Source organism: Hymenobacter aerophilus DSM 13606 (assembly GCF_000382225.1).
Classification (GTDB): Bacteria; Bacteroidota; Bacteroidia; order Cytophagales; family Hymenobacteraceae; genus Hymenobacter; species Hymenobacter aerophilus.
The window spans coordinates 106,370-125,767 of the sequence record NZ_KB907810.1 but is presented as its reverse complement, the minus strand read 5'-3'; the positions used below and the strand labels follow the sequence as shown (position 1 = coordinate 125,767).

The 19,398-nt window shown below is 64.5% G+C and carries 17 protein-coding genes; 8 read left to right on the top strand and 9 right to left on the bottom strand.

The genetic code is table 11. From position 1 onward, the window contains the following. Window positions 1-47: 47 nt before the first annotated feature. The 5 genes from H145_RS0110155 to H145_RS0110135 all read right to left on the bottom strand — a co-directional run bounded on the left by H145_RS0110155 (window position 48) and on the right by H145_RS0110135 (window position 5,174). Complete coding sequence (locus H145_RS0110155) at window positions 48-326, bottom strand: hypothetical protein (RefSeq protein WP_019948040.1); 279 nt, start codon at window positions 324-326, stop codon at window positions 48-50. 127 nt (window positions 327-453) lie between these two features. Next, on the bottom strand, window positions 454-1,359 hold the full coding sequence (locus tag H145_RS0110150) for a DUF6929 family protein (RefSeq protein WP_019948039.1): 906 nt from the start codon (window positions 1,357-1,359) through the stop codon (window positions 454-456). A gap of 346 nt (window positions 1,360-1,705) precedes the next feature. Further along, on the bottom strand, window positions 1,706-3,763 hold the full coding sequence (locus H145_RS0110145; protein WP_019948038.1) for an OmpA family protein: 2,058 nt from the start codon (window positions 3,761-3,763) through the stop codon (window positions 1,706-1,708). A gap of 161 nt (window positions 3,764-3,924) precedes the next feature. After that, on the bottom strand, window positions 3,925-4,116 hold the full coding sequence (locus tag H145_RS24130) for a hypothetical protein (RefSeq protein WP_157541437.1): 192 nt from the start codon (window positions 4,114-4,116) through the stop codon (window positions 3,925-3,927). Window positions 4,117-4,505: 389 nt separating this feature from the next. Continuing rightward, window positions 4,506-5,174 (bottom strand): response regulator, encoded by a 669-nt coding sequence (locus H145_RS0110135; protein ID WP_033426093.1) that lies wholly within the window; start codon window positions 5,172-5,174, stop codon window positions 4,506-4,508. Window positions 5,175-5,359: 185 nt separating this feature from the next. Between H145_RS0110135 and H145_RS0110130 the strand changes: the two genes are divergently transcribed. Beyond that, a complete protein-coding gene (locus H145_RS0110130; protein WP_019948035.1) occupies window positions 5,360-5,572 on the top strand; it encodes a hypervirulence associated TUDOR domain-containing protein in 213 nt (70 codons plus the stop codon). Window positions 5,573-5,696: 124 nt separating this feature from the next. Here the strand turns inward: H145_RS0110130 and H145_RS0110125 are convergent, their stop codons facing one another. Then, window positions 5,697-7,178: an amino acid permease gene (locus tag H145_RS0110125; protein WP_019948034.1), complete on the bottom strand. Its 1,482-nt coding sequence runs from the start codon at window positions 7,176-7,178 to the stop codon at window positions 5,697-5,699. 203 nt (window positions 7,179-7,381) lie between these two features. On the opposite strand from H145_RS0110125, the gene H145_RS0110120 reads away from it, so the two are divergent. From H145_RS0110120 to nhaA, 4 genes are all read left to right on the top strand, one after another. Continuing rightward, complete coding sequence (locus tag H145_RS0110120; RefSeq protein ID WP_019948033.1) at window positions 7,382-7,792, top strand: hypothetical protein; 411 nt, start codon at window positions 7,382-7,384, stop codon at window positions 7,790-7,792. Window positions 7,793-8,004: 212 nt separating this feature from the next. Continuing rightward, window positions 8,005-9,375 carry a rhodanese-like domain-containing protein gene (locus H145_RS0110115; RefSeq protein WP_019948032.1) on the top strand — a complete coding sequence of 457 codons (1,371 nt, stop codon included), beginning with the start codon at window positions 8,005-8,007 and terminating at the stop codon, window positions 9,373-9,375. A gap of 111 nt (window positions 9,376-9,486) precedes the next feature. Next, window positions 9,487-10,719 carry an exonuclease subunit SbcD gene (gene sbcD, locus H145_RS0110110; RefSeq protein WP_019948031.1) on the top strand — a complete coding sequence of 411 codons (1,233 nt, stop codon included), beginning with the start codon at window positions 9,487-9,489 and terminating at the stop codon, window positions 10,717-10,719. 146 nt (window positions 10,720-10,865) lie between these two features. Then, window positions 10,866-12,182, top strand: a complete 1,317-nt coding sequence (gene nhaA, locus H145_RS0110105; protein WP_019948030.1) for a Na+/H+ antiporter NhaA — start codon at window positions 10,866-10,868, stop codon at window positions 12,180-12,182. A 59-nt stretch (window positions 12,183-12,241) separates the two neighbouring features. Here the strand turns inward: nhaA and H145_RS20825 are convergent, their stop codons facing one another. Continuing rightward, the gene (locus H145_RS20825; protein ID WP_019948029.1) at window positions 12,242-12,778 is read right to left on the bottom strand and encodes a nuclear transport factor 2 family protein; all 537 of its coding nucleotides are present in this window, start codon (window positions 12,776-12,778) and stop codon (window positions 12,242-12,244) included. 96 nt (window positions 12,779-12,874) lie between these two features. Here H145_RS20825 and H145_RS0110095 point away from each other — a divergent pair, with 96 nt between their 5' ends. Further along, a complete protein-coding gene (locus H145_RS0110095) occupies window positions 12,875-16,306 on the top strand; it encodes an AAA family ATPase (protein ID WP_019948028.1) in 3,432 nt (1,143 codons plus the stop codon). Between the two features lie 158 nt (window positions 16,307-16,464). Here the strand turns inward: H145_RS0110095 and H145_RS0110090 are convergent, their stop codons facing one another. Both H145_RS0110090 and H145_RS0110085 read right to left on the bottom strand, forming a co-directional pair. Beyond that, on the bottom strand, window positions 16,465-17,526 hold the full coding sequence (locus H145_RS0110090; protein ID WP_019948027.1) for a DUF6687 family protein: 1,062 nt from the start codon (window positions 17,524-17,526) through the stop codon (window positions 16,465-16,467). Between the two features lie 174 nt (window positions 17,527-17,700). After that, window positions 17,701-18,009 (bottom strand): sulfotransferase family protein, encoded by a 309-nt coding sequence (locus H145_RS0110085; RefSeq protein WP_019948026.1) that lies wholly within the window; start codon window positions 18,007-18,009, stop codon window positions 17,701-17,703. Window positions 18,010-18,381: 372 nt separating this feature from the next. Here H145_RS0110085 and H145_RS0110080 point away from each other — a divergent pair, with 372 nt between their 5' ends. Further along, a complete protein-coding gene (locus H145_RS0110080) occupies window positions 18,382-18,822 on the top strand; it encodes a hypothetical protein (protein ID WP_157541433.1) in 441 nt (146 codons plus the stop codon). Window positions 18,823-18,927: 105 nt separating this feature from the next. Then, window positions 18,928-19,299: a thioredoxin gene (gene trxA, locus H145_RS0110075; RefSeq protein ID WP_083937754.1), complete on the top strand. Its 372-nt coding sequence runs from the start codon at window positions 18,928-18,930 to the stop codon at window positions 19,297-19,299. Window positions 19,300-19,398 lie beyond the last annotated feature (99 nt).

The window sequence follows — 19,398 nt, the reverse complement described above, 5'->3', positions numbered from 1 at the left end:
TGGGAAACGAGCCGGGCTGATTGGCTGTGGACTACTTGCGGCGGCAACTACGCCGCCCGCGCCATTGGCGCCACCACTTCAATATCGAGAATCTCAACGACGAACCCCTGCTCGGGCGCGTAGCTTTTGCGGTAGGAAACCAGCAGCGTCCGGCCTTTCACCGACTCGGCCGTGGTGGTGCAGATTTCACCGTAGGCCTGCTCTTTCTCCAGGAAAGGGCGCAGCCGCTCGATGGCGGGCAGGAACTCGGCGGGTAGCAGGCCCTGCCGCTCCTGCAGCTGCACGGCACTCACGGGGTACAAAAAACGGGTGGGTAAAAGCAGCATCTGATAGGAAAGAAGAGGACGAAATAACGACCCTCAAAAAACACCTCTAGCTACCAGATAATTCCCTTTTGACGCTAGCTGCCAGCATGTTTTCCCTTGCTGAAGCGAGCCGCTGACCCCTACCTGTTCAGAGCGCCAGCTCGGCTACTACAGCCGTCGAGCCGCCCGCGTCGTCGTCGGTTACCAGCAGCAGCTCGAAGCGGCCGGGCGCCATCTGCCGCCGCACGGCTACGCTTTCCACCTTGCCCAGGTAGGGCCGCCCATCGGGCCAGGCCAGCCGGCCCAGCGCGGCGGGGCCGCCCGCCAGCGGCAGCACACCCACGAACGAGCCCAGCACGGCCCCATCCAGCACCGCATCGGCCGTATCTTCCACCGAGGCCGTTATGAACAGCCGGTCGGCAAACCACGCGGCCCCCGAGAAACCGGCCGGCTTGCCCTCAATAGTCGGCAGGCGGAAGCTTTGCGCGCGCACTGCAGGCGGCCGGGGCTGGCGGCGGTGCAGAAAAGCCAGTGTATCGGCCAGCGGCAGGCGTAGCAGCAGGTTGCCGCCCGCGGCCGTGCCCACCGTGCGCTGCAACAGCAGCAGCTCGGTTTCGGTGGCGGCGGCGGCTTCCAGGTTGAGGGTAGTGCCGGCCGGCAGCAGCGGCCGCAACGCCGCGTACAGCCCCGCCATACTCAGGGGATACACCGTGCCCGGCAGGTTGGTGGCCCCGGCCAGCGGCACCCAGTAGCCCTGCTCGCGGGCCGGCGTGGCGCCCGAGCCCAGGGCCAGCAGGCCGGTTTCACCGCCGGCAGTGCGTAGCAACGTCAGGCACTCCAGGTCGGGCTTGAGGTGCTTAGGAATGCGCCCCTGGCTGAAATGGGCCGTTTCAAACAGTGCCGTGGGCTGCCCCGCCGCCAATGTGGCCGCATCGAGCCGGTAAAGCCAGGGCGAGTCGTCGCCGATAACATAGAGCGCTTCGCCAATCAGCTCCACCCCCGAAGCCGAGGGCAGCGCAGGCAGGGCAACTTCGCGGTGAACCAGGGCGTGCATGGGCTAGGGATTAGGGATTAGGGATTAGGGATTAGGGATTAGGGATTAGGGATTAGGGATTAGGGGAATACTAGATAATTATTCTTTAGAGTTGCTTATTCAGGCCTTTCTTCTAGGCTATCCTCTCTCGGCTGCTCCTAAGCCCCCGCGGGGCGCCATATCGGTAGCAAAGTGCAGTAATAGAAAATCAAAGCCCCAGCGGGGCGATACCAGCCGTTGAACGGTGGGTGTCGCCCCGCTGGGGCTTGTACCTACAATCCGGGTCGGCCTGCTACCGATATGGCGCCCCGCGGGGGGCTTAGGAGCAGCCGAGAGAGGATAGCCTGAACAAACGGCCCCGCGGCTGCTACTTCACAATCGTGAACTCGACGCGGCGGTTGAGTTTGCGCGTGTTTTCCTGGGCGTTAGAAGCCCGGGGCCGGCTGCCGCCGAAGCCGATGGTGCTGATGCGCCGCTCGGCCACGCCCCGGCTCACGAGGTAGCGCTTCACCTCGTTCACGCGGTCTTCCGACAGCTTTACATTCAGGTTGGCTGCCCCCTGGTTGTCGGTGTGGCCTTCGAGGCGGATATTCACCATCGGGTTGTCCTCCAAAGTGCGGGCCAGGCGGTTCAGTTCGGTGTAGGAAGCCGGCAGCAACGTGTACTTGCCCTGGGCGAAAATGAGGGTAGGCAGCTCCAGGCTGGAGCCCACGGCGGCCGGCACCAATGTCAGGTCCACAATGCGCGACCCCGTCATGGTGATGGTATCGGTTGCCGTGAGGTAGCCCACGCGGGTGGCCTGAATGCGGTAGCGGCCGGGCGGCAGCGTCAGCTGGAAAGCGCCCAGGGCCACATCGGTGCGGGCCGTGGCATTGAAAACCAGGTCGTTGCCCAGCCGGTTCACCTGGACCTGGGTGGCCAGGGGCTTGTTGGTTTTGGCATCGAGCGTGCGGCCCGTGAGCAGGGTGCGGGGCGTGGCCTGGGTGGGCGTGGCCACCGCTACCGGCGGGGCGGCCACCGTATCAGGCGCGGCGGGTTTGGCGCCGGTGGCGGTGCGAAACAGGTCGGCGGGGCCGTTTACCGAGGCCGTCGACGAGTAAAAGGCCTGCTTCTCATCGGCCGACAAGCTCAGGTAGGCATTGAAGCCGGGGCCGTTGATGGGGTAGCCCAGGTTGCGCGGCTCGGTCCAGTTGGTCCACGAGTCGTCGAGGCGGGTGCTCACGAAAATATCGGAGCCACCGTAGCCGGCGTGGCCGTAGGAGCTGAAGTAGAGCGTTTTACCATCATTGGAGAGCCAGGGCGCGAAATCGAACCCCGGCGAGTTGATGACGGCTCCCAGGTTGAGCGGCTGGCTCCAGAGGCCGCTGGGTGTGGGCCGGCTCACGTACAGGTCGTTGGCGCCTTCCGAGTCGCTGCGCTCTAAGCTCAGCAGCAGCACCTGCTGGTCGGCGCTCATAAAGAAGCCCGTGGCGGCGCCGGCGGTGTAGTAATTGGCCACTTCTATCACCTGAGGGCGGTTTTTCTTGGCCGACACGTTGCGCGGCACCCGGCTCAGGCCCACGTCCTGAAACGAGCCGTCGCGCTCGTAGCGCCCGCGCACAATCAGGGTTTTGCCCTCGTCTACCAGGCTCATCACGCCGTTGTGCTGGGTGGTGTTGAGCTCATCGAAGCGGGTGGCGGGCTGCCAGGTGCGGCCGTTGTTGCTGGAGGTGCTCATCCAAATGTCGCCCGATTCGGTAACGCCTTCGGTGTTGCCGGCAAAACGGGTACGGCTGAAGTAAAGCGTGCCGCCATCGGGCGCAACCACCGGCTGCAGCTCGTTGCCGGCGGGCGTATTCAGGCTCAGCAGCGGCTCGGGCACGCCAAAACCTGGCAGCGAGGGGTCAACGTTCAGGCGCAATTTGAACAGCTTCCACTGCTGCGAGGCGCGGTTCTGGGGCTTCTGGGCCACAATGGGCGTGCCGTTGAACTTGTCGGCGGCGGCCAGCGAGGCGCACTTATCGTTGCCCCGGCTGATGAGCATGAAGCTGCCCAGCGGCCCCGAGGGCACCAGTTTCCACTGCTGGTAAAAGCTACCGTCCCAGGGGCGCTGGGTCAGGGGCGCGTTTTCGTCGGGGCTAGTGAGGGTGAGGCTCTGGCCGGTGTGGCGCACAATGATGCGGAAGAACTCGCTGCCCGCCGCGGCCGGCACGAAGCGCCACTGCTGACTGTCGGCGTGCGTGAACTCCCACTGCACGGCCGCCGCGCCGGCTTCGGCCGAGGCGTTGGCAATATCGAGCGAGCGGCCGCTGCTACGGGCAATCACCCCGTACCAGGCCGAGGCGTCGGGCAGTAGTGGGCCGCTGGGCTGGGCCTGCGCGGCGGCAGTTAGCAGGAAGAACAGAGAAAGCAGCCAGAAGGCCGGACGAAGCAGAAACTGAAGCATGCACACGAAACGATGAACGAAGGCGCAAGTTAGCCCAATTGCCGGGCTGCCCCCGTTCTGCCCCAACACCGCAACACCGCGCCTCCTGGCGGAAGCGCGGTGCCGGTAAGCTTAACTGAACTGCCCGCAATGGGGCCGCCACGACGGGCGCTGAGTCAGGGTTAATTATTATGAATGTACTTGAAGCGCACGAACCGCTCGTTCTCGTAAATGGCTGTAAAATGGCCGCCCGGCTTCGGGGCCTCGGTTTTGCGCGCTGCGGCTTTGCGGCTGGCGCTGGTAGCAGTGGTAGGAATCGAGCCGGGGCTCATAGCGGGTACGTGGCAAATGAAGGAGAGTATTTTCGACGACATGGCAGCGGCAGTTGAAATGAGAAGGGGGTTGGCATCCATTCGTTATAGCCAGATCAGGCGTGCTCCCACCTGCTGCAGGTGGTTCCGGTCGAGCCAATTCCTAACATGACGATAACATTATTCAATTGAATGATACTAAGGTATATTTTTTATTGGTAAAATCTAAATTATATCGCCATTATCTTAAAAAATACGTAGCAGCACGTAGTACCCTCCCCGCAGTACCGCGTACGTAATTCCGCTTAGCCGCCTGCTCTACCCAATACCATCCGCCTTCCTGCCCCAACCAGTGCACCCACCCAAAAAGCCCCGCCCCGGGCCCCGCAGCCTCCTACTAGGAGAAATACAGGGCCCGGGGCGGGGCAGTGGCAGCGTACTGGCGGCCGTTGCTAATCGAGTAGCTTGTGGCGGATGGCGTACTGAATCAGGCCAACCACCGACTTGCACTTGGTTTTAGTGAGCAGGTTGCGGCGGTGCGTTTCCACGGTTCGCTCGCTGATAAACAGGGCTTCGGCTATTTCCAGGTTGGAATGTTCGCGGGCGATGAGCTGCAGGATTTCCCGCTCGCGCCGCGTGATGACCGGCGGCCGTTCGGCTTCCAGGCTGGCCCCGATCTGCAGGTTTTGCAGCAGCGTGTCGGCCACATCCTGGCTGAAGTAGCTGCGGCCGCCCGCTACCTGCCGGATGGCGGTGCTCAGCTCGGTGCGGCTGGCCGTTTTCAATACGTAGCCTGCCCCGCCGGCCTCCAGCACCTCGGCTACGGTAGCGTGGTCGTGAAACATGCTCAGGGCCAGCACCCGAATGGCGGGCCAGTCGGCGCGGATGGCGCGAGCCAGCTCCACGCCGCTCATACCGGGCATGCTCAGGTCGAGTAGCACGACGCGCACGCTGGGGTGGGCGCCGAGCAGCTCCAGGGCCTGCGCGCCGCTGTGGGCCTGGGCCACTACGCGCAGGTCGGGTTCAGGCAGCAGCATCTGCCGGATGCCCTCCACGATCATCGGGTGGTCATCCACCAGCAGCAGGTCGATAACGGCTCCTGACACAGAAAAAGCAGACATATGCATAAATCTAACCCGGCCCCGGGCCGGTGGCGGGCCCGCTATATCAGGGAGGAAAGATACGTAATTCCGGCCGGCGGCCGGAGCCCCGGGGCCGCGCAGTGGCAACGCGCCGCTAGGATTGGCAGTAAAACCAATTCCCACGCGTTGTTCTTTTCTCTCACCCGATTACCTTTCTTTCACCCATGCGCAAAGGCACCCAAGTAACCTGGAAATACGGCACCGGCACGGCCACCGGCAAAATCGAGGAAACTCACAAGGAAACGGTCAGCCGCAAGCTCAAGGGCTCCGACATCACCCGCCACGGCACGCCCGACAACCCCGCCTACCTCATCGTGCAGGACAACGGCGACAAAGTGCTCAAGCTCAAAAGCGAAGTTTCGGAAGCCAGAAAGTAGGGCTTAGGGCTTAGGGCTTAGGGCTTAGGGCTTAGGGCTTAGGGGGTACTAAGAAGGCCCCGCAACGGTTGTTGCGGGGCCTTCTTGATTATCAGATTTATCAGGCATTGGCCCGGGGCTAACCTTACTGAGCGGCGGCTTCGGCCTGCCGCTCGCGGTTGAGCTTGCTGTGGTGACGGCCGTAGAAGAAGTAGATGGCCACTCCGAGAGCCATCCAGATGATGAGGCGCAGCCAGGTGTCCCAGGGCAGGTTGAACATCATGTAGCCGCAAATGAGAATGCCCAGAATAGGAATCAGCGGCACCCAGGGCGTGCGGAAAGGCCGCACCACATCGGGGTCGCGACGGCGCATGACGATAACGCCTCCGCACACGATGATGAAGGCCAGTAGCGTTCCGATGCTTACCAGCTCGCCCAGCAGGCCCACGGGCAGAATACCGGCCACAATGGCGCAGACGATACCGGTGAAAATGGTGGTGATGTGGGGCGTTTTGAAGCGCGGGTGCACCTTGCCGAACACGGCCGGCAGCAGGCCGTCGCGCGACATGGCGAAGAAGATGCGGGGCTGGCCCATCAGCATCACGAGCACTACCGAAGCCAGACCGGCAATGGCGCCGATGCCGGTGAAGAAGTACAGCCACTTCAGGGCGGGGCCGGCGGCCTCCAGCGCGACCAATACCGGGTCGGGCACGTTCAGGTTTTTGTACGACGTGAGGCCGGTGAGCACCAGCGACATAAGCACATAAAGCAGCGTACAGATACCAAGCGAGAGCAGCATACCGATGGGCATATCGCGCTGCGGGTTTTTAGCTTCCTGGGCGGCGGTGCTCACGGCATCGAAACCGATGTAGGAGAAGAATACCACGGCCGCGCCGCGCACAATGCCCTGCCAGCCGTAGCGCGAGCTACCGTCGGGCAGAATCTCCATTTTGGGCACGAAGGGCTCCCAGTTGGCCGCATTCACGTATTTGAAGCCGAAGCCAATAACGAGCAGCACGATGGCTACTTTGATGAATACGATGACGTTGTTGAAGCGGGCCGACTCCTGAATGCCAATAACGAGCAGCGTCGTCATGACGGCAATCAGCAGCACGGCGGGCAGGTTGATGACGGCGCCGGTGAGGGCGAACTGGCCGCCGTCGTAGCTGACGGGGGCGCTGGCAATGGATGCGGGCAGGTCGATGCCCGATTTATGCAGGATGCTGACCACGTTGCCGCTCCAGCCCACGGCCACGGTGGCCGCGCCGAACAGGTATTCCAGAATCAGGTCCCAGCCGATAATCCAGGCCACAAACTCGCCCAGCGTGGCGTAGCCGTAGGTGTAGGCCGAGCCGGCAATCGGAATCATGGAGGCAAACTCGGCGTAGCACAGGCCCGCAAACAGGCAGCCCAGACCGGCAATAATGAACGAAATCATGATGGCCGGACCGGCGGCGTTGGCGGCGGCCGTGCCCGTCAGCACGAAAATGCCCGCTCCGATGATGGCGCCCACCCCGAGCATGGTGAGGTTGGTAGCAGTCAGGGTCCGGTTCAGCCCGCCGCCTTCGCCCTCATCGGACTCATTCATGAGCTTATCGAGCGATTTTCTGGCGAAAATATCTGCCATACAAGAAAGGTGGTTAAAGAAGTGAAAAGGTGAAAAAGATGCAGAGAAAACAGCGAAAGGCTGTTCAGAAGGCCCGAATATAGGCGATAATCTGGTTTAACGCGGCAAAAGCGGGCCAGCCGGTCAAAATTGCCGGCCCCATTAAACCCAGCCGCCAACCCGGCATCTATAAGCCGTAAACCAAGCGCACAGACTCTGATCCTATGAAAAAGTTGCTCATCCTACTAGCTGCCGTCGCCCTGACGGCCGGCACCGTCAGCGCCCAGACGACCACCCCCGCCCAACGCCCGGCCAACAGCCGCCTGGAGCCGGCCACGCCCGAACAGCAGGCCGACCGCCTCACCAAGCAGCTCGGCCTCTCGGCCGACCAGCGCACCCGCCTGGTGGCCCTGGAGCAGGCCCGCCGCGACGAAATGAAAACGATGCGCGACCAGTTGCAAACCGGCGGCGACCGGACGGCCATGCGCCAGACCATGCAAACCGCCCGCACCAAGTACGACACCCAGCTCAAGGACATTCTGACGGCCGACCAGTACACCCGCTACAGCCAGCAGCGCGAGGAGCGCGCCGGCAACCGGGGCAGCCGCAAAATGAAGATGAAGACGAAAAACTAGCCTGCCCGCCTTTTGGCGTTCCGGTAAGTAAGCCCCGTACCACCCGGTACGGGGCTTTTTTGGGCCCTAGCGCCGGCCCGTTTGTGGTGGAGGTTGGCGCCGGGGCGGGCAACTTTTGCGGCGCGGAGTAGTTGGCTTGCGTATATTTGAAGATATGCCCCCGGCCCGGGTTGCCCGGCAGCCGGGGCGCTTTTCACCACACCCAACACCCCATGAGTCCTCTGCCCAGTAGTACCGGCTCGGTACAAATTCAGCAGTTTTACGATAAAGGCCTGGCCCACGCGAGCTACGCTATCCGCAGCGAAGGCCAGATTGCCCTCATCGACCCGGCCCGCGACCCGCAGCCCTACTACGACTTCGCCGACGAGCACGAGGCCCGCATTGTGGCCATCATCGAAACCCACCCCCACGCCGATTTCGTCAGCTCGCACCTCGAAATTTCGCAGGAAACCGGCGCCCCCATCTACGTCAGCCAGCTGGCCCACGTCGGCTACCCGCATCAGGGCTTCGACGACGGCCAGCGCATTGTGGTGGGCGCCGTCGAGCTGCACGCGCTGAATACGCCCGGCCACTCGCCCGATTCCATCAGCGTGCTTTTGATGGACGAGCTGGCCCAGACCCGCGCCGTGTTTACCGGCGACACCCTGTTTGTAGGCGACGTGGGCCGGCCCGATTTGCGCGAGTCCGACGCCGTGGGCGGCCACAGCCGCGAGTCGCTGGCGGCCCAGCTCTACCAGAGCACCCGCCAGAAGCTGATGACGCTGCCCGCCTCCACCAAGGTGTACCCCGCCCACGGCCCCGGCTCGCTATGCGGCAAAACCACCAGCCCCGACCTCGACTCCACCATCGGCAAGGAAATCAAGACCAACTACGCCCTGCAGCCCATGAGCGAGGACGAGTTCGTGCGGGTGCTGCTCGAAGACCAGCCGTTCATGCCCAAGTATTTCGGGCACGATGTGCTGCTCAACAAGCACGGCGCCGCGCCCTTCGAAGACAGCATCCGGACGGTGGAACGGCTGCGCGATGAAACCGAAATGGAGCCCGGCATCCTGATAATCGACACCCGCCCGGCCGACGAGTTCCGGGCCGGCCACCTGCCCGGCGCCCTCAACCTGATGGACGGCGGCAAGTTTGAAACCTGGCTGGGCTCTATTGTGGGGCCCGATGAGCCGTTTTACCTGCTGGCCGACACCCAGATTGCGCTGGACACCATCATCCGCAAGGCCGCCAAAATCGGCTACGAAACCAACATCAAAGGCGCCCTGCTCGCCCCCCGCGACCAGCCCACCACCAGCCCCGCCGCCGATGTGGAGCGCGTGCGCCAGCACCCCAAGGAGTTTACCATCGTCGATATCCGCAACCGCACGGAGGCCAAAGAGCGGCTGTTTGAAAACGCGCTGGTGATTCCGCTGCCCGAGCTGCGCGAGCGGGCCGCCGAAATCCCGACCGACAAGCCCGTGCTGGTGCACTGCGCCGGTGGTTACCGCTCGGCAGCCGGCGCCAGCATCGTGCAGGCCCTGTGGCCCGGCGTGCAGGTGTACGATTTAGGCGAAGCGGTTACTTCGTTTCAGCCTGTTCAATAATCGTTTCCCGCAGAGGCGCGCGGAGGATTTCGCAGAGGTTCGCGGAGGTCGTTCTCTGCGTACCTCTGCGAAACCCTCCGCGCGCCTCTGCGGGAAACCCGTTTAAAACTCATGCGCATTCTTCATACCGCCGACTGGCACCTGGGCCAGCGGTTTATTCAGGGCCACGAGCGCACCGAGGAGCACCGCCACTTTCTGGACTGGCTCATCACCACTATCCAGGAAGAAAACGTGGAGGTACTCATCGTGGCCGGCGACGTGTTCGACACCGGCTCGCCCTCCAACCAGGCCCTGGAGCTGTACTACGATTTCCTGCTGAAGCTGCGCACGACCGGCTGCCGCGACGTGGTAGTGGTGGGCGGCAACCACGACTCGCCGGCTACGCTGAACGCGCCGGCGCGGCTGTTGCGCCACCTGCGGGTGCATGTGGTGGGCTGCGTGCCCGAGTGCTTCGAGGACCAGGTGCTGGTGCTCGATGATGCCGCCGGCCGGCCCGGGTTGGTGGTGTGCGCCGTGCCGTTTCTGCGCGACCGGGACGTGCGCCTCTCGGTGCCCGGCGAGAGTGCCGAGGAGCGCGAAGCCCGCATCCGCCAGGGCCTCGCCGACCATTACGCCCGGGTGGCCGAAGTGGAGCAGGTGTGGCAGCTGAAGGCGCTGGGACTGCCCGTGCTGGCTACCGGCCACCTCTACGCCGCCGGGGCCGCGCCTTCCGAGTCGGAGCGCACCATCCATGTGGGCAACCTGGGCCAGGTAACGGCCGAGCACTTCCCGGCTGTGTTCGACTACGTGGCGCTGGGCCACCTGCACCGGCCCCAGCAGGTGGGCGGGCAGATGCACATCCGCTACTCGGGCTCGCCCATCGCGCTGTCGTTTTCTGAGGTCGACCACGGCAAGCAGGTGCTGCTGGTAGAGTTTGCGGCCGGCCGCCTGACGGAGCCGCGCAGCCTAGCGGTGCCGGGCGCGCGGCGGCTGGTGCGCTTTCACGGCACGCTGGAGGAAGTAAGCGCCGCCCTCACGGCCTACGATAACGCCGGGTACGTGCTGCCCGCCTGGGCCGATGTGCAGGTGCATTCCGAGCTAAGTCAGCTGGAAGTGGCCGAGGCGCTGCTGAAAACAATCGAGGCCCTCGACCGGCAGCAGCTGGTGGTGCTGGCCCGCCGCCACCTGCGCCTGATCACGCTCCGGCCGCTGGGCGAATCCGACCCTGCTGCCGAGGCCAGCCTCACCCCCAGCCTCCACGATTTCACGGCCCGCCAGGTGTTCGAGCAGCGCCTGGAAGCCGAGCCCGCCGAGGCCCGCGCCGAGCTGCTGCGCACCTTCGACGAGCTGCTGGAAGGCCTGTAGGAGCCGGCTGAGCGGGCAACGGCTTCGGCAGGGGGTCGTATATTTGGCCCAGAAGCCCGGACCGCGGCCGCCGCAGTCCGGGGCTTTTTTTTGGGCCCGCGCCCCCTTTGGCCCCGGTTCCTCCCCTGTTCTGCCCGTTGATTCCTATGGCCGTATCCCAAATCGTTCGTCCGCTGGTGCGGCCCTTTGCCGAGTTTTTCCGCCGCGAAGCTGCTGGCGGCATCATGCTGATGGCCAGCGCCGTGCTGGCCCTGATTCTAGCTAACGTCAACTGGGGACCGGCGCACTTTTTCCCCGAGCTCTGGGACAAGCACCTCAACCTCTCGATCAACGGCTTAGGCCTCGACCTGAGTTTGCTGCACTGGATCAACGACGGGCTGATGAGCATCTTCTTCCTCATCGTGGGCCTGGAAATCAAGCGTGAGGTGCTGGAGGGCGAGCTGTCGGACAGGCGGCAGGCCACGCTGCCCATTGCGGCGGCCATCGGGGGCATGGTGGTGCCGGCGCTGGTGTACTTTTTCATCAACCGGGGCCACCCCGCCGCCAACGCCTGGGGCATCCCGATGGCCACCGACATTGCCTTTGCGCTGGCGGTATTGCAGCTGTTGGGCCCGCGCGTGCCGCTGGGCCTCAAGGTGTTCCTCACGGCCCTGGCCATTGTCGACGACCTGGGCGCGGTGCTGGTTATTGCCGGTTACTACACCACCGACCTGCACCTTAATTACCTGTACCTGGCCCTTGGCGTGTGGGTGCTCTTGATGAACCTGAACCTGCTGGGCGTGCGCACGCTGGTGGTATACCTGCCGCTGGGTTTGCTGCTGTGGTTTTTCATGCACGAATCGGGCGTGCACGCCACGCTGGCCGGCGTAATGCTGGCCCTCACCATCCCCTCGCGCATCGGCATGGCCAAGCCCGAAATCCTGCTCATGCTCAACAACCGCCTGAGTTTGCTGCAGGACGAAGTGCACGGCGCCGACGCCAACCCGCGCATCATCAGCGAGGAGCTGGAGTACCTCTCCGACGCCATCAGCTCGCCGGCCCAGAAGCTGGAGCAGCGCCTGCACTCGGTGGTGGCCTTCGTGATTATCCCGCTTTTCGCCTTCGCCAACACCAGCCTCGAAATCGACGCCTCCGTGTTCCGCGACCTGCTCACGCCGCTGGGCCTGGGCATTATTCTGGGCCTCACGGTGGGCAAGCCGCTGGGCATTGGGGTGCTGAGCTGGCTGAGCATTCGGCTGGGCTGGGCCTCGCTGCCGGCCGGCGTCACGTGGCGCCACATCTGGGGCGCGGGCCTGCTGGGCGGCATCGGCTTCACCATGTCGCTGTTTATCACGCTGCTGGCGCTGGGCGAGCACACGGCCGGCGAGCCGGTAGCCAAGCTGGCCATCCTCACCGCCTCGTTCATCTCCGGCACCCTGGGCTTCCTGCTGCTCCGCACCATGCCCGAGTCGGCGCACAGCTGATAGGGGCCGGAGCGTTTTAGAAAAGCCGACTGGCTGGCCAGCCATTGCTCGCCGGCAACTTAATGCCCATAACTCACCACCCGCGTGATTTGCCAGCGGCCGTCTTTCAGCCGCCAGACCATCATGTTCTTGAACGTGCCGCAGTCGTCGCGGCCGTTTTCCGTGTGGCAGAAGCGATGCAGGTAGGTCTCCACGGCGCCGTAGCCGCTGATGGGGAATACTTCCAGGGTGCCGGGCACGAGCTGGCGGTTGAGGCCGGTGGTTTTGTTCTGCTCGAACAGATTCCGAAAGCCCTGCATCGTCTGCCGGAAATCGGACAGGCCGCCTTTGTCGTGGTAGAACTCCAGGTCGTCGGCGAAGAAGGTTTGCAGCTTGTCGGCGTCGTGCTGGTTGAAGGCCACGAAGAGGGCGCTGTCGAGCCGGGCAATGGTGCGGTAGAGTTTCGGCGAAACGGGCGGCTTCGGGGCTGTGGCAGCCGGCGCGGGCGGCCTGGCCGTGGTGCAGGCGCCGCCCCAGGCCAGGGCCGCTGCTGCCAGCCATCCGCCCAGCCGATTGGTGAGGTGACGACGGGCGGCGCGGGGTGCGGGGATTTGCATGACTAAAGAAAGGAATTTAGGGGCATTTGGCGGTCCGCCGGTGCCGGCCGAACGCCTTATCTTTGTACGCCTCCCTCCTGCCCCACCCGCTTCCGCATGAAAATTCTCCGCGTCCGCTTCCTCAACCTCAACTCTTTGCGCGGCGAGCATTTGGTGGATTTCAGCCGGGCTCCGCTGGCCGATGCTGGTTTGTTTGCCATTACCGGGGCCACCGGGGCGGGCAAAACCACCATCCTCGACGCCATCACGCTGGCCCTCTACGGGCAGGTACCCCGCCACGAAACCACCGGCCCCGAGCACGCCATGAGCCACGGCACGGGCGAGAGCTGGGCCGAGGTGGAGTTTGAGGTGAACGGCCGGCAGTACCGCAGCAAGTGGGGCCAGTACCGCGCCCGCAAGCGTGCCGGGGCCAACCTCCAGGACCCCAAAATGGAGCTCAGCGAGCAGAAAGAGGCCACCGACGGCGCAGAGACTTGGGAGTTTCTGGAAACCTATAAATCGAAGGTACCGCTGCGGGTGGCCGAGCTGAGCGGCCTCGAATACAAGCAGTTTCTGCGCTCGGTGCTGCTGGCCCAGGGCGACTTCACGCGGTTTCTGAAGGCGCCGGCCGGCGAGCGGGCCCAGCTGCTGGAGAAAATCACCGACACCAAAAAGTATTCCGACATCTCGCGGGCGGCCTTCGAGCGGGCCAAGCACGAAACCCAGCAGGTAGAGCAGCTGCGCCAGGGCCTGAGCGGCGTGGCGTTGCTCTCGCCCGAAGAAGTGGCTTTTCTGGAAGAGGAAGCCGCCGACCTGACCCGCCAGCTAACCGAAGCCGGCGCCCGCCAGGAGCAGCTGCGCGACATGCAGCGCTGGCACCAGCTCCTGCACGATTTGCAGCAAAAGCTACTCGGCGCCGAGTTGCGCCAACGGCAGCTTGCCGCTCAGGCCGGGACGCTGGCCCCGCTGCGCCAGCGGCTGGCGGCTCATCAGCGGGCCCAACCCTTCGCCCCCGATCTGGCCCTGCTGCGGCAGGCCGCCGGGCAGCTGGCGAGCCTGCAGGCCGAAGCCGAACACCTGCGCCGCCAGCTGCCCCAGTTGCAGGAGCGCCGCGCCACCGCCGAAACGGCCCACCGCGCCGCCCGCCAGCGCCACGATGCTGCCGCCCAGGCCCGCGAAACGCAGGAACCCCAACTGCGGGCCGCCGAACAGCTCGACCAGGCTATTGCCCAGCAAACCCGGGAGCTGGATGGCCGCCGCCGGGAGTACGACCAGCGCAACGAGGCGTGTAAGCGCCTGAGCGCCGAGCTAGCCGCCACCACCGCCCGCACCGCGCAGGCCCGCGAGCAGCTGGCCAGCGCCGCCGACTGGCTGCGGCAGCACGGCCGCCGCGCCGAGATGGTGGAGGTGTTTGCCGCTTTCACGGGGCTGGTGCAGGACTGGGACCGGCTGCGCGAACAGCTCGGCCAGGCCGGAAAGCGGCAGCAGGTGCTCACCCAACGGCTCCAGACGCTGGCCGCCGCCGAGCAAACCGCCGCCGACACCGCCCGCCAGGCCCGCCGGCAGCTCGATGCCAACGAGCAGCAAACCCGCCTGGCCGCCGCCACCCGCGACGAGCTGCTGCGCCTGCTGCACCACCATGTGCAGACCTTGCGCCACGAGCTGGCCGCCACCGAAACCCACCGCGAAACCCACCGCCAGCTGGTGCAGGCCCGGCAGCTGATTCTGAGCCACGAGGAAGCCCGCCAGCAGCTGCAGCCCCACCAGCCCTGCCCGCTGTGCGGCGCCCTGGAGCACCCCTACGCGGCCGGCATACTCGGCCTGACTGATGCAGCGCTGGCCCAGGATCAGGCGCAGGCCGAAAGCCTCACCCAGCAGGCCCACGCCCTCAACGCCCGCGTCAACCGCCTCAGCACCTTCCTGAGCGTGCTCGAAAACGCCGGCGGCGACGCCGGGCGGGTAGCGGCTGATGCGCCGCTGCACCTCGTAACGCCCACTCGCGAAGAAGCGCTGCCCGCCGAAAGCCGGGCGCTGGCGCAGCAGCTCCGCGAACTGGGCGAGCAGCGCGCGGCCACCGAAAAGCAGCTGGCGCAGGCGCTGTCGGAGCAGCAGGCAGCCCACGCCGCCCAGGCTGATGTGCGCCTCGACGCCCAGGCCACGCAACAGGAGCTGGCCGACCTTGGCGAGCAGCTCCCGACGGTGCGCCAGCAGCTGGAAAGCCTGCTGCAGAACTTCGGGCTGGCCTTTACCGGCGAAAACGGGGCGGCGCTGCAAGCCCGGCTGCGGACGCTCGAAGCCGAGTTCCAGGCCCGGCAAGCCGAGTTCAATAAGGCGAATAAGGACGCGGAAATAGGTCAGGCGCTGATAGAAAAGTTCAGCCGCGACGAGCAGCAAATCAGGGGCTGGCTCCGGGAAAACAAGCAGGGCCTCATCGACCAGAACGCGGCCATCGAGCAGCAGAAAGCCGAGCGCCAGGCCCTGTTGCCCCAGCCCGATGTTGCCGCCGTACGCCGCGCGCTGGAACAGGCGCTGCAGGAAGCTACCCGGCACCGCGAGCAGGCCGACGAGCAGTTCCGCCAGCACGATACGGCCCTGACGGTGGCTGCCGACCAGCTACGCCAGCGCGAGCAGGACGCCGCCGCTCAGCAGCTGGCCCACGACCAGCGCCACGCGGCCCTCACCGCGGCCCTCGAAGCCGCCGGCCTCGCCCCCGACCCGGCCGCGCTGCCCCCCCTGCTGCTGCCCGAATCCGAAGCCGCTGCCCTCCAAACCCAGCTACGCCGCCACGAGGACGATACGGCCCTGGTGGCGTTGCTGCTGACCGACACCAGCGCCGAACTGGAGCAGCAGGCCGCCCGCGCCCTCACCACCGATGCGCCCGAGCACACAACCCAGCAATTAACCACCGTTACCGGGCAGTTGGCCACGCTCAACCAACAGCTGGGCCAGCGCCAGGAGCGGCTGGGTGCCCACCGCACGGGTCAGCAGCGCCACGCCGAGCTGGCCGAAGCCCTCGAAAAGCAGCAGCAGCAGGCCCGCCGCTGGCGCCACCTCGCCGAGCTCATCGGCTCGGCCGACGGCAAGAAATTCAGCGAGTTTGCCCAGGGCCTCACGCTGGCTCGCCTCGTGGATTTAGCCAACCGCCACCTGCACCGCTTCACCGACCGTTACCGCATCCTGCGCCACGCCGAGCAGCACCTCGACCTGCTCATCCAGGACGACTACCAGGCCGGGGCCATCCGGCCGATGAACTCGCTGTCGGGCGGCGAAAGTTTTCTGGTGAGCCTGGCGCTGGCGCTGGGCCTCTCGGAGCTGGCCGGCCGCCGCACCCAAATCGACACGCTTTTCATCGACGAAGGTTTCGGTACGCTCGACCCCGACACGCTCGACGTAGCCCTTTCGGCCCTCGAAATGCTGCAGGGCACCGGCAAAACCATCGGCATCATCTCCCACGTCGAAGCCCTCAAAGAGCGTGTGAGCACCCAAATCAACGTCCGCAAAGGCACCGGCGGCGTTAGCTCCCTGCAGGTGCTGGGGTTTGGGGAGTGAGGGGGTTAGAGGTTAGAGGTTAGAGGTTAGAAAATGAACGTCATTCTGAGCGAAGCGAAGAATCTCGCGTGCCACAGTAGCTCCTGACAGCAGGATTACTACTGCACGCGAGATTCTTCGCTTCGCTCAGAATGACAGTGTGTTTCCAACCTACCAACTCACTCCTTCCCTGCCGCCTTCACTTCCGGCCAGCTCCAGTAGCACTTTGGCTCAATGCCCGCATACCCGGCCGCGAAAAATGCCACCACCTCCCGCTCCAGCACATCAGGCGCGATGGAGGAGGTGTAAATCGGCCGCTGATCGGGGTCGGCGTAGCGCTGGGGCTTGCTGAGGGTGCGGCCGCTGAGGCGCAGCAGCGGGCCGGTGTCGGTGATGCCTTCGTGGGTCCAGCGGCGCGGGGTGGTTTCGAGGGCGTTGAGGCGGTCGGCTAAGGGCGCGAGGGGCAGCCGGGGCAGCGTGGGGCGACTTTCCAGGTCAATCCAGGTGGTGTACTTGTACTCGAATTCGTAGCGCCGGCCGTCGTAAAGGCTCAGCACCATATCGGTGCCGAGGCTGGGGGCGAACAGGGCGTAATACGGCAGCGGCTCGGGCGTCTGCACCACCGTCAGCCCGATGGCGGGGTAGCGGCGCACGGTGGTGGCAGGGCTCTGCACCACGGCCACGGCCGCTTTCACGCGCGCAAACTCGGCCTCCCAGGCGGCGCGGCCAGCCGCCGGGTTTTTCAGCAGCTCCGCGAACCGGGGCAGAAACCAGGCGAACTTCTCGGCCGACGCCTCATCCTCGCGCCGGCGCCGGGCCGGGGCCCCGAACGGTTCGTAGAAACGAGCCTTTTCCTCGGCATTCAGCCAGCACACCAGCTGCAGGGCGTGGTCGGCGAGCGGGTGCTGCCAGTCGATTTCGCGAAAGTCGCCGAGCGTGGCTACAAGCCGCAGCAGCGTTTCGTGGCGCAACGCCAGCTCGGGGTTCAGCAGCGCCCACACGCCCACAAACCCGTCGATATCGAAGTGGTTGGCCGTAACGGCGCGGGCCTCCAAGCCGGGCGTGGCGGGCAAGTGCAGAGCGCGCAGGGCCGAGCCGGCGCTGGTATCGTCGCGCAGCGCCTCGGGCGTAGCCGCCCCGCGCCAGTGCGCCAGCGTGAGCACCGCGCCCAGCCCCGTGCTGTCCACCACAATAGTCGGCTGCCGGCGCAGCTGCTGAAACGGAACAAAGTATCGCGACATGTTGAGTGAGGAGGTTATAGAGTCTAGAGGTGAGAAGTTAGAAGTGAGAAAAGAACGTCATTCAGAGCGCAGCGAAGAATCTCGCTTACTGATATTGTGGCAAAGGTTCAACGATTCATGCGAGATTCCTCGCTGCGCTCTGAATGACGTTCTTCTCTTACTTCTCTCACTCTATTACCGCCGGCCCCGGCGGTTGCTGATGCGCTCCACCCGGCTGCGGCGAATCCAGTGCAGGTATTTCTGCAGCTCCTCGGCGGTGCGCAGCTGCTCGATGCTGGCGTAGCGGCGGGCCAGGGTTTTGTTGTCGAGCAGCAGATGAATGGTGCTGTGGCAGGGCTGGCACAGGTCGGCGACGGGGCCGTGGCGGCCGCCTTCCTCGCGCGGCACCAGGTGGTGGCGCGAGGTGCGCTGCACTTCCCGCTCGCACAGCGCGCACTGGGTGCCACCGGGCGCTTGGTCTGCCGAATCGGGAACTGTAGCCATAATAATAGAACGAGTAGTCAGGATTCTTTCACTTCAGAACCGGGCCGCCCCGGTACCGGTTCCGGCGGCGCTGTTGGTACCGCTAGCGTCCTGCCCGACTTGGGGTGAACGGGCACCTTCACTATTCGGAATCAACCACCAAGCCCGGCCGCCCGGACACGTTTTCGACACCTTAACTTTTACTGTCCATTTTTTCGAATTTTAATACCATCAGAATAAAATAAATGCTAAAAGCTTGTAGAAGTCTTCCGAATATGATTTATATTTGATTACGCCTAGTCTATATACCCGGAGATTATCCGGGGGTTTCACTTGAACTGAAACGCTCGGCGCGCCTTCTCACTGACACATTTCATTTTTTAACCGCGTTCTATGCGTCTTTCTACTTTTGATTTTGCGTTGCGCCGGCTGTTGCCGGCTACTGCCCTGCTGCTGATGCTGGGCTTGTTCTCGCCCTCGCAGGCCAAGGCCCAGACCTGGCTGGTATCTACCGAAGCCTTTGTTAAGCTGGGCGTAGTGGATAAATTCGGCCAGTTGGGCGCTTATTCGGCCAAGTTTATCGTCGTAAACCAGCGCAACGGCAAAACCTACTCGCTGGTGAAGGAGATTGAGAAGGGCCAGAACGGCATCGACGTGGTGTATCCTTCGTTGGCCACCGAGGCCGACTACTTCAAGGCGTCTTCCGGCGAGGCCGGCACGGCGGCTCCCGGCACCTACACCTGGGAGTGCCAGGTGAACGGCAAAAAAGTGGTGGGCGGCAGCTTCAGCTTCGCCGAAGTAGCCAACGATGTCAATCTGATAACCAAGCAGTAACCCGCCGGCAGATTCGTCCGTCTGCCTTCTCAGCCCCTTGAAGCCCGGTGTTGCCACACCGGGCTTTTTGCGTGCGGCCCGCCTGGGGGCGCCACTTTTTGCTGTATGGCTCCGTACAGACAGGAGCCGTCCGGTATCGGGCGGGCTCCATCCTTTACCGCTTTTGCAATGCCTAAGAAGTCGTTTTCCGAGCTTATTAACAGCCCCGGTATGCCGGTTCTGGTTGATTTCTACGCCGACTGGTGCGGGCCCTGCAAGAGCATGGCGCCCATCCTGGAGCAGGTGGCCAGCCAGCACCAGGGAAAATTGAAAGTTATCAAGATTGACGTCGACAAAAACCAGGCGGCGGCCCAGCAGTTTCGGGTGCAGAGCATTCCGACCCTGATTCTGTTTCATCAGGGCCAGCCGGTGTGGCGGCAGGCCGGCGTGGTGCCCGCCGCCCAAATCAGCCAGGCCGTGCAGGGCGTGCTGAAGTAGCCGGGCCGGTGGCCGGCCGCAGCCATAACAGGCAGCCGTAACCGGCGGGGGCAACAATAGGCCAGCGGGCGGGTTTGCCCCTCGTGGGCGTACCTTTGC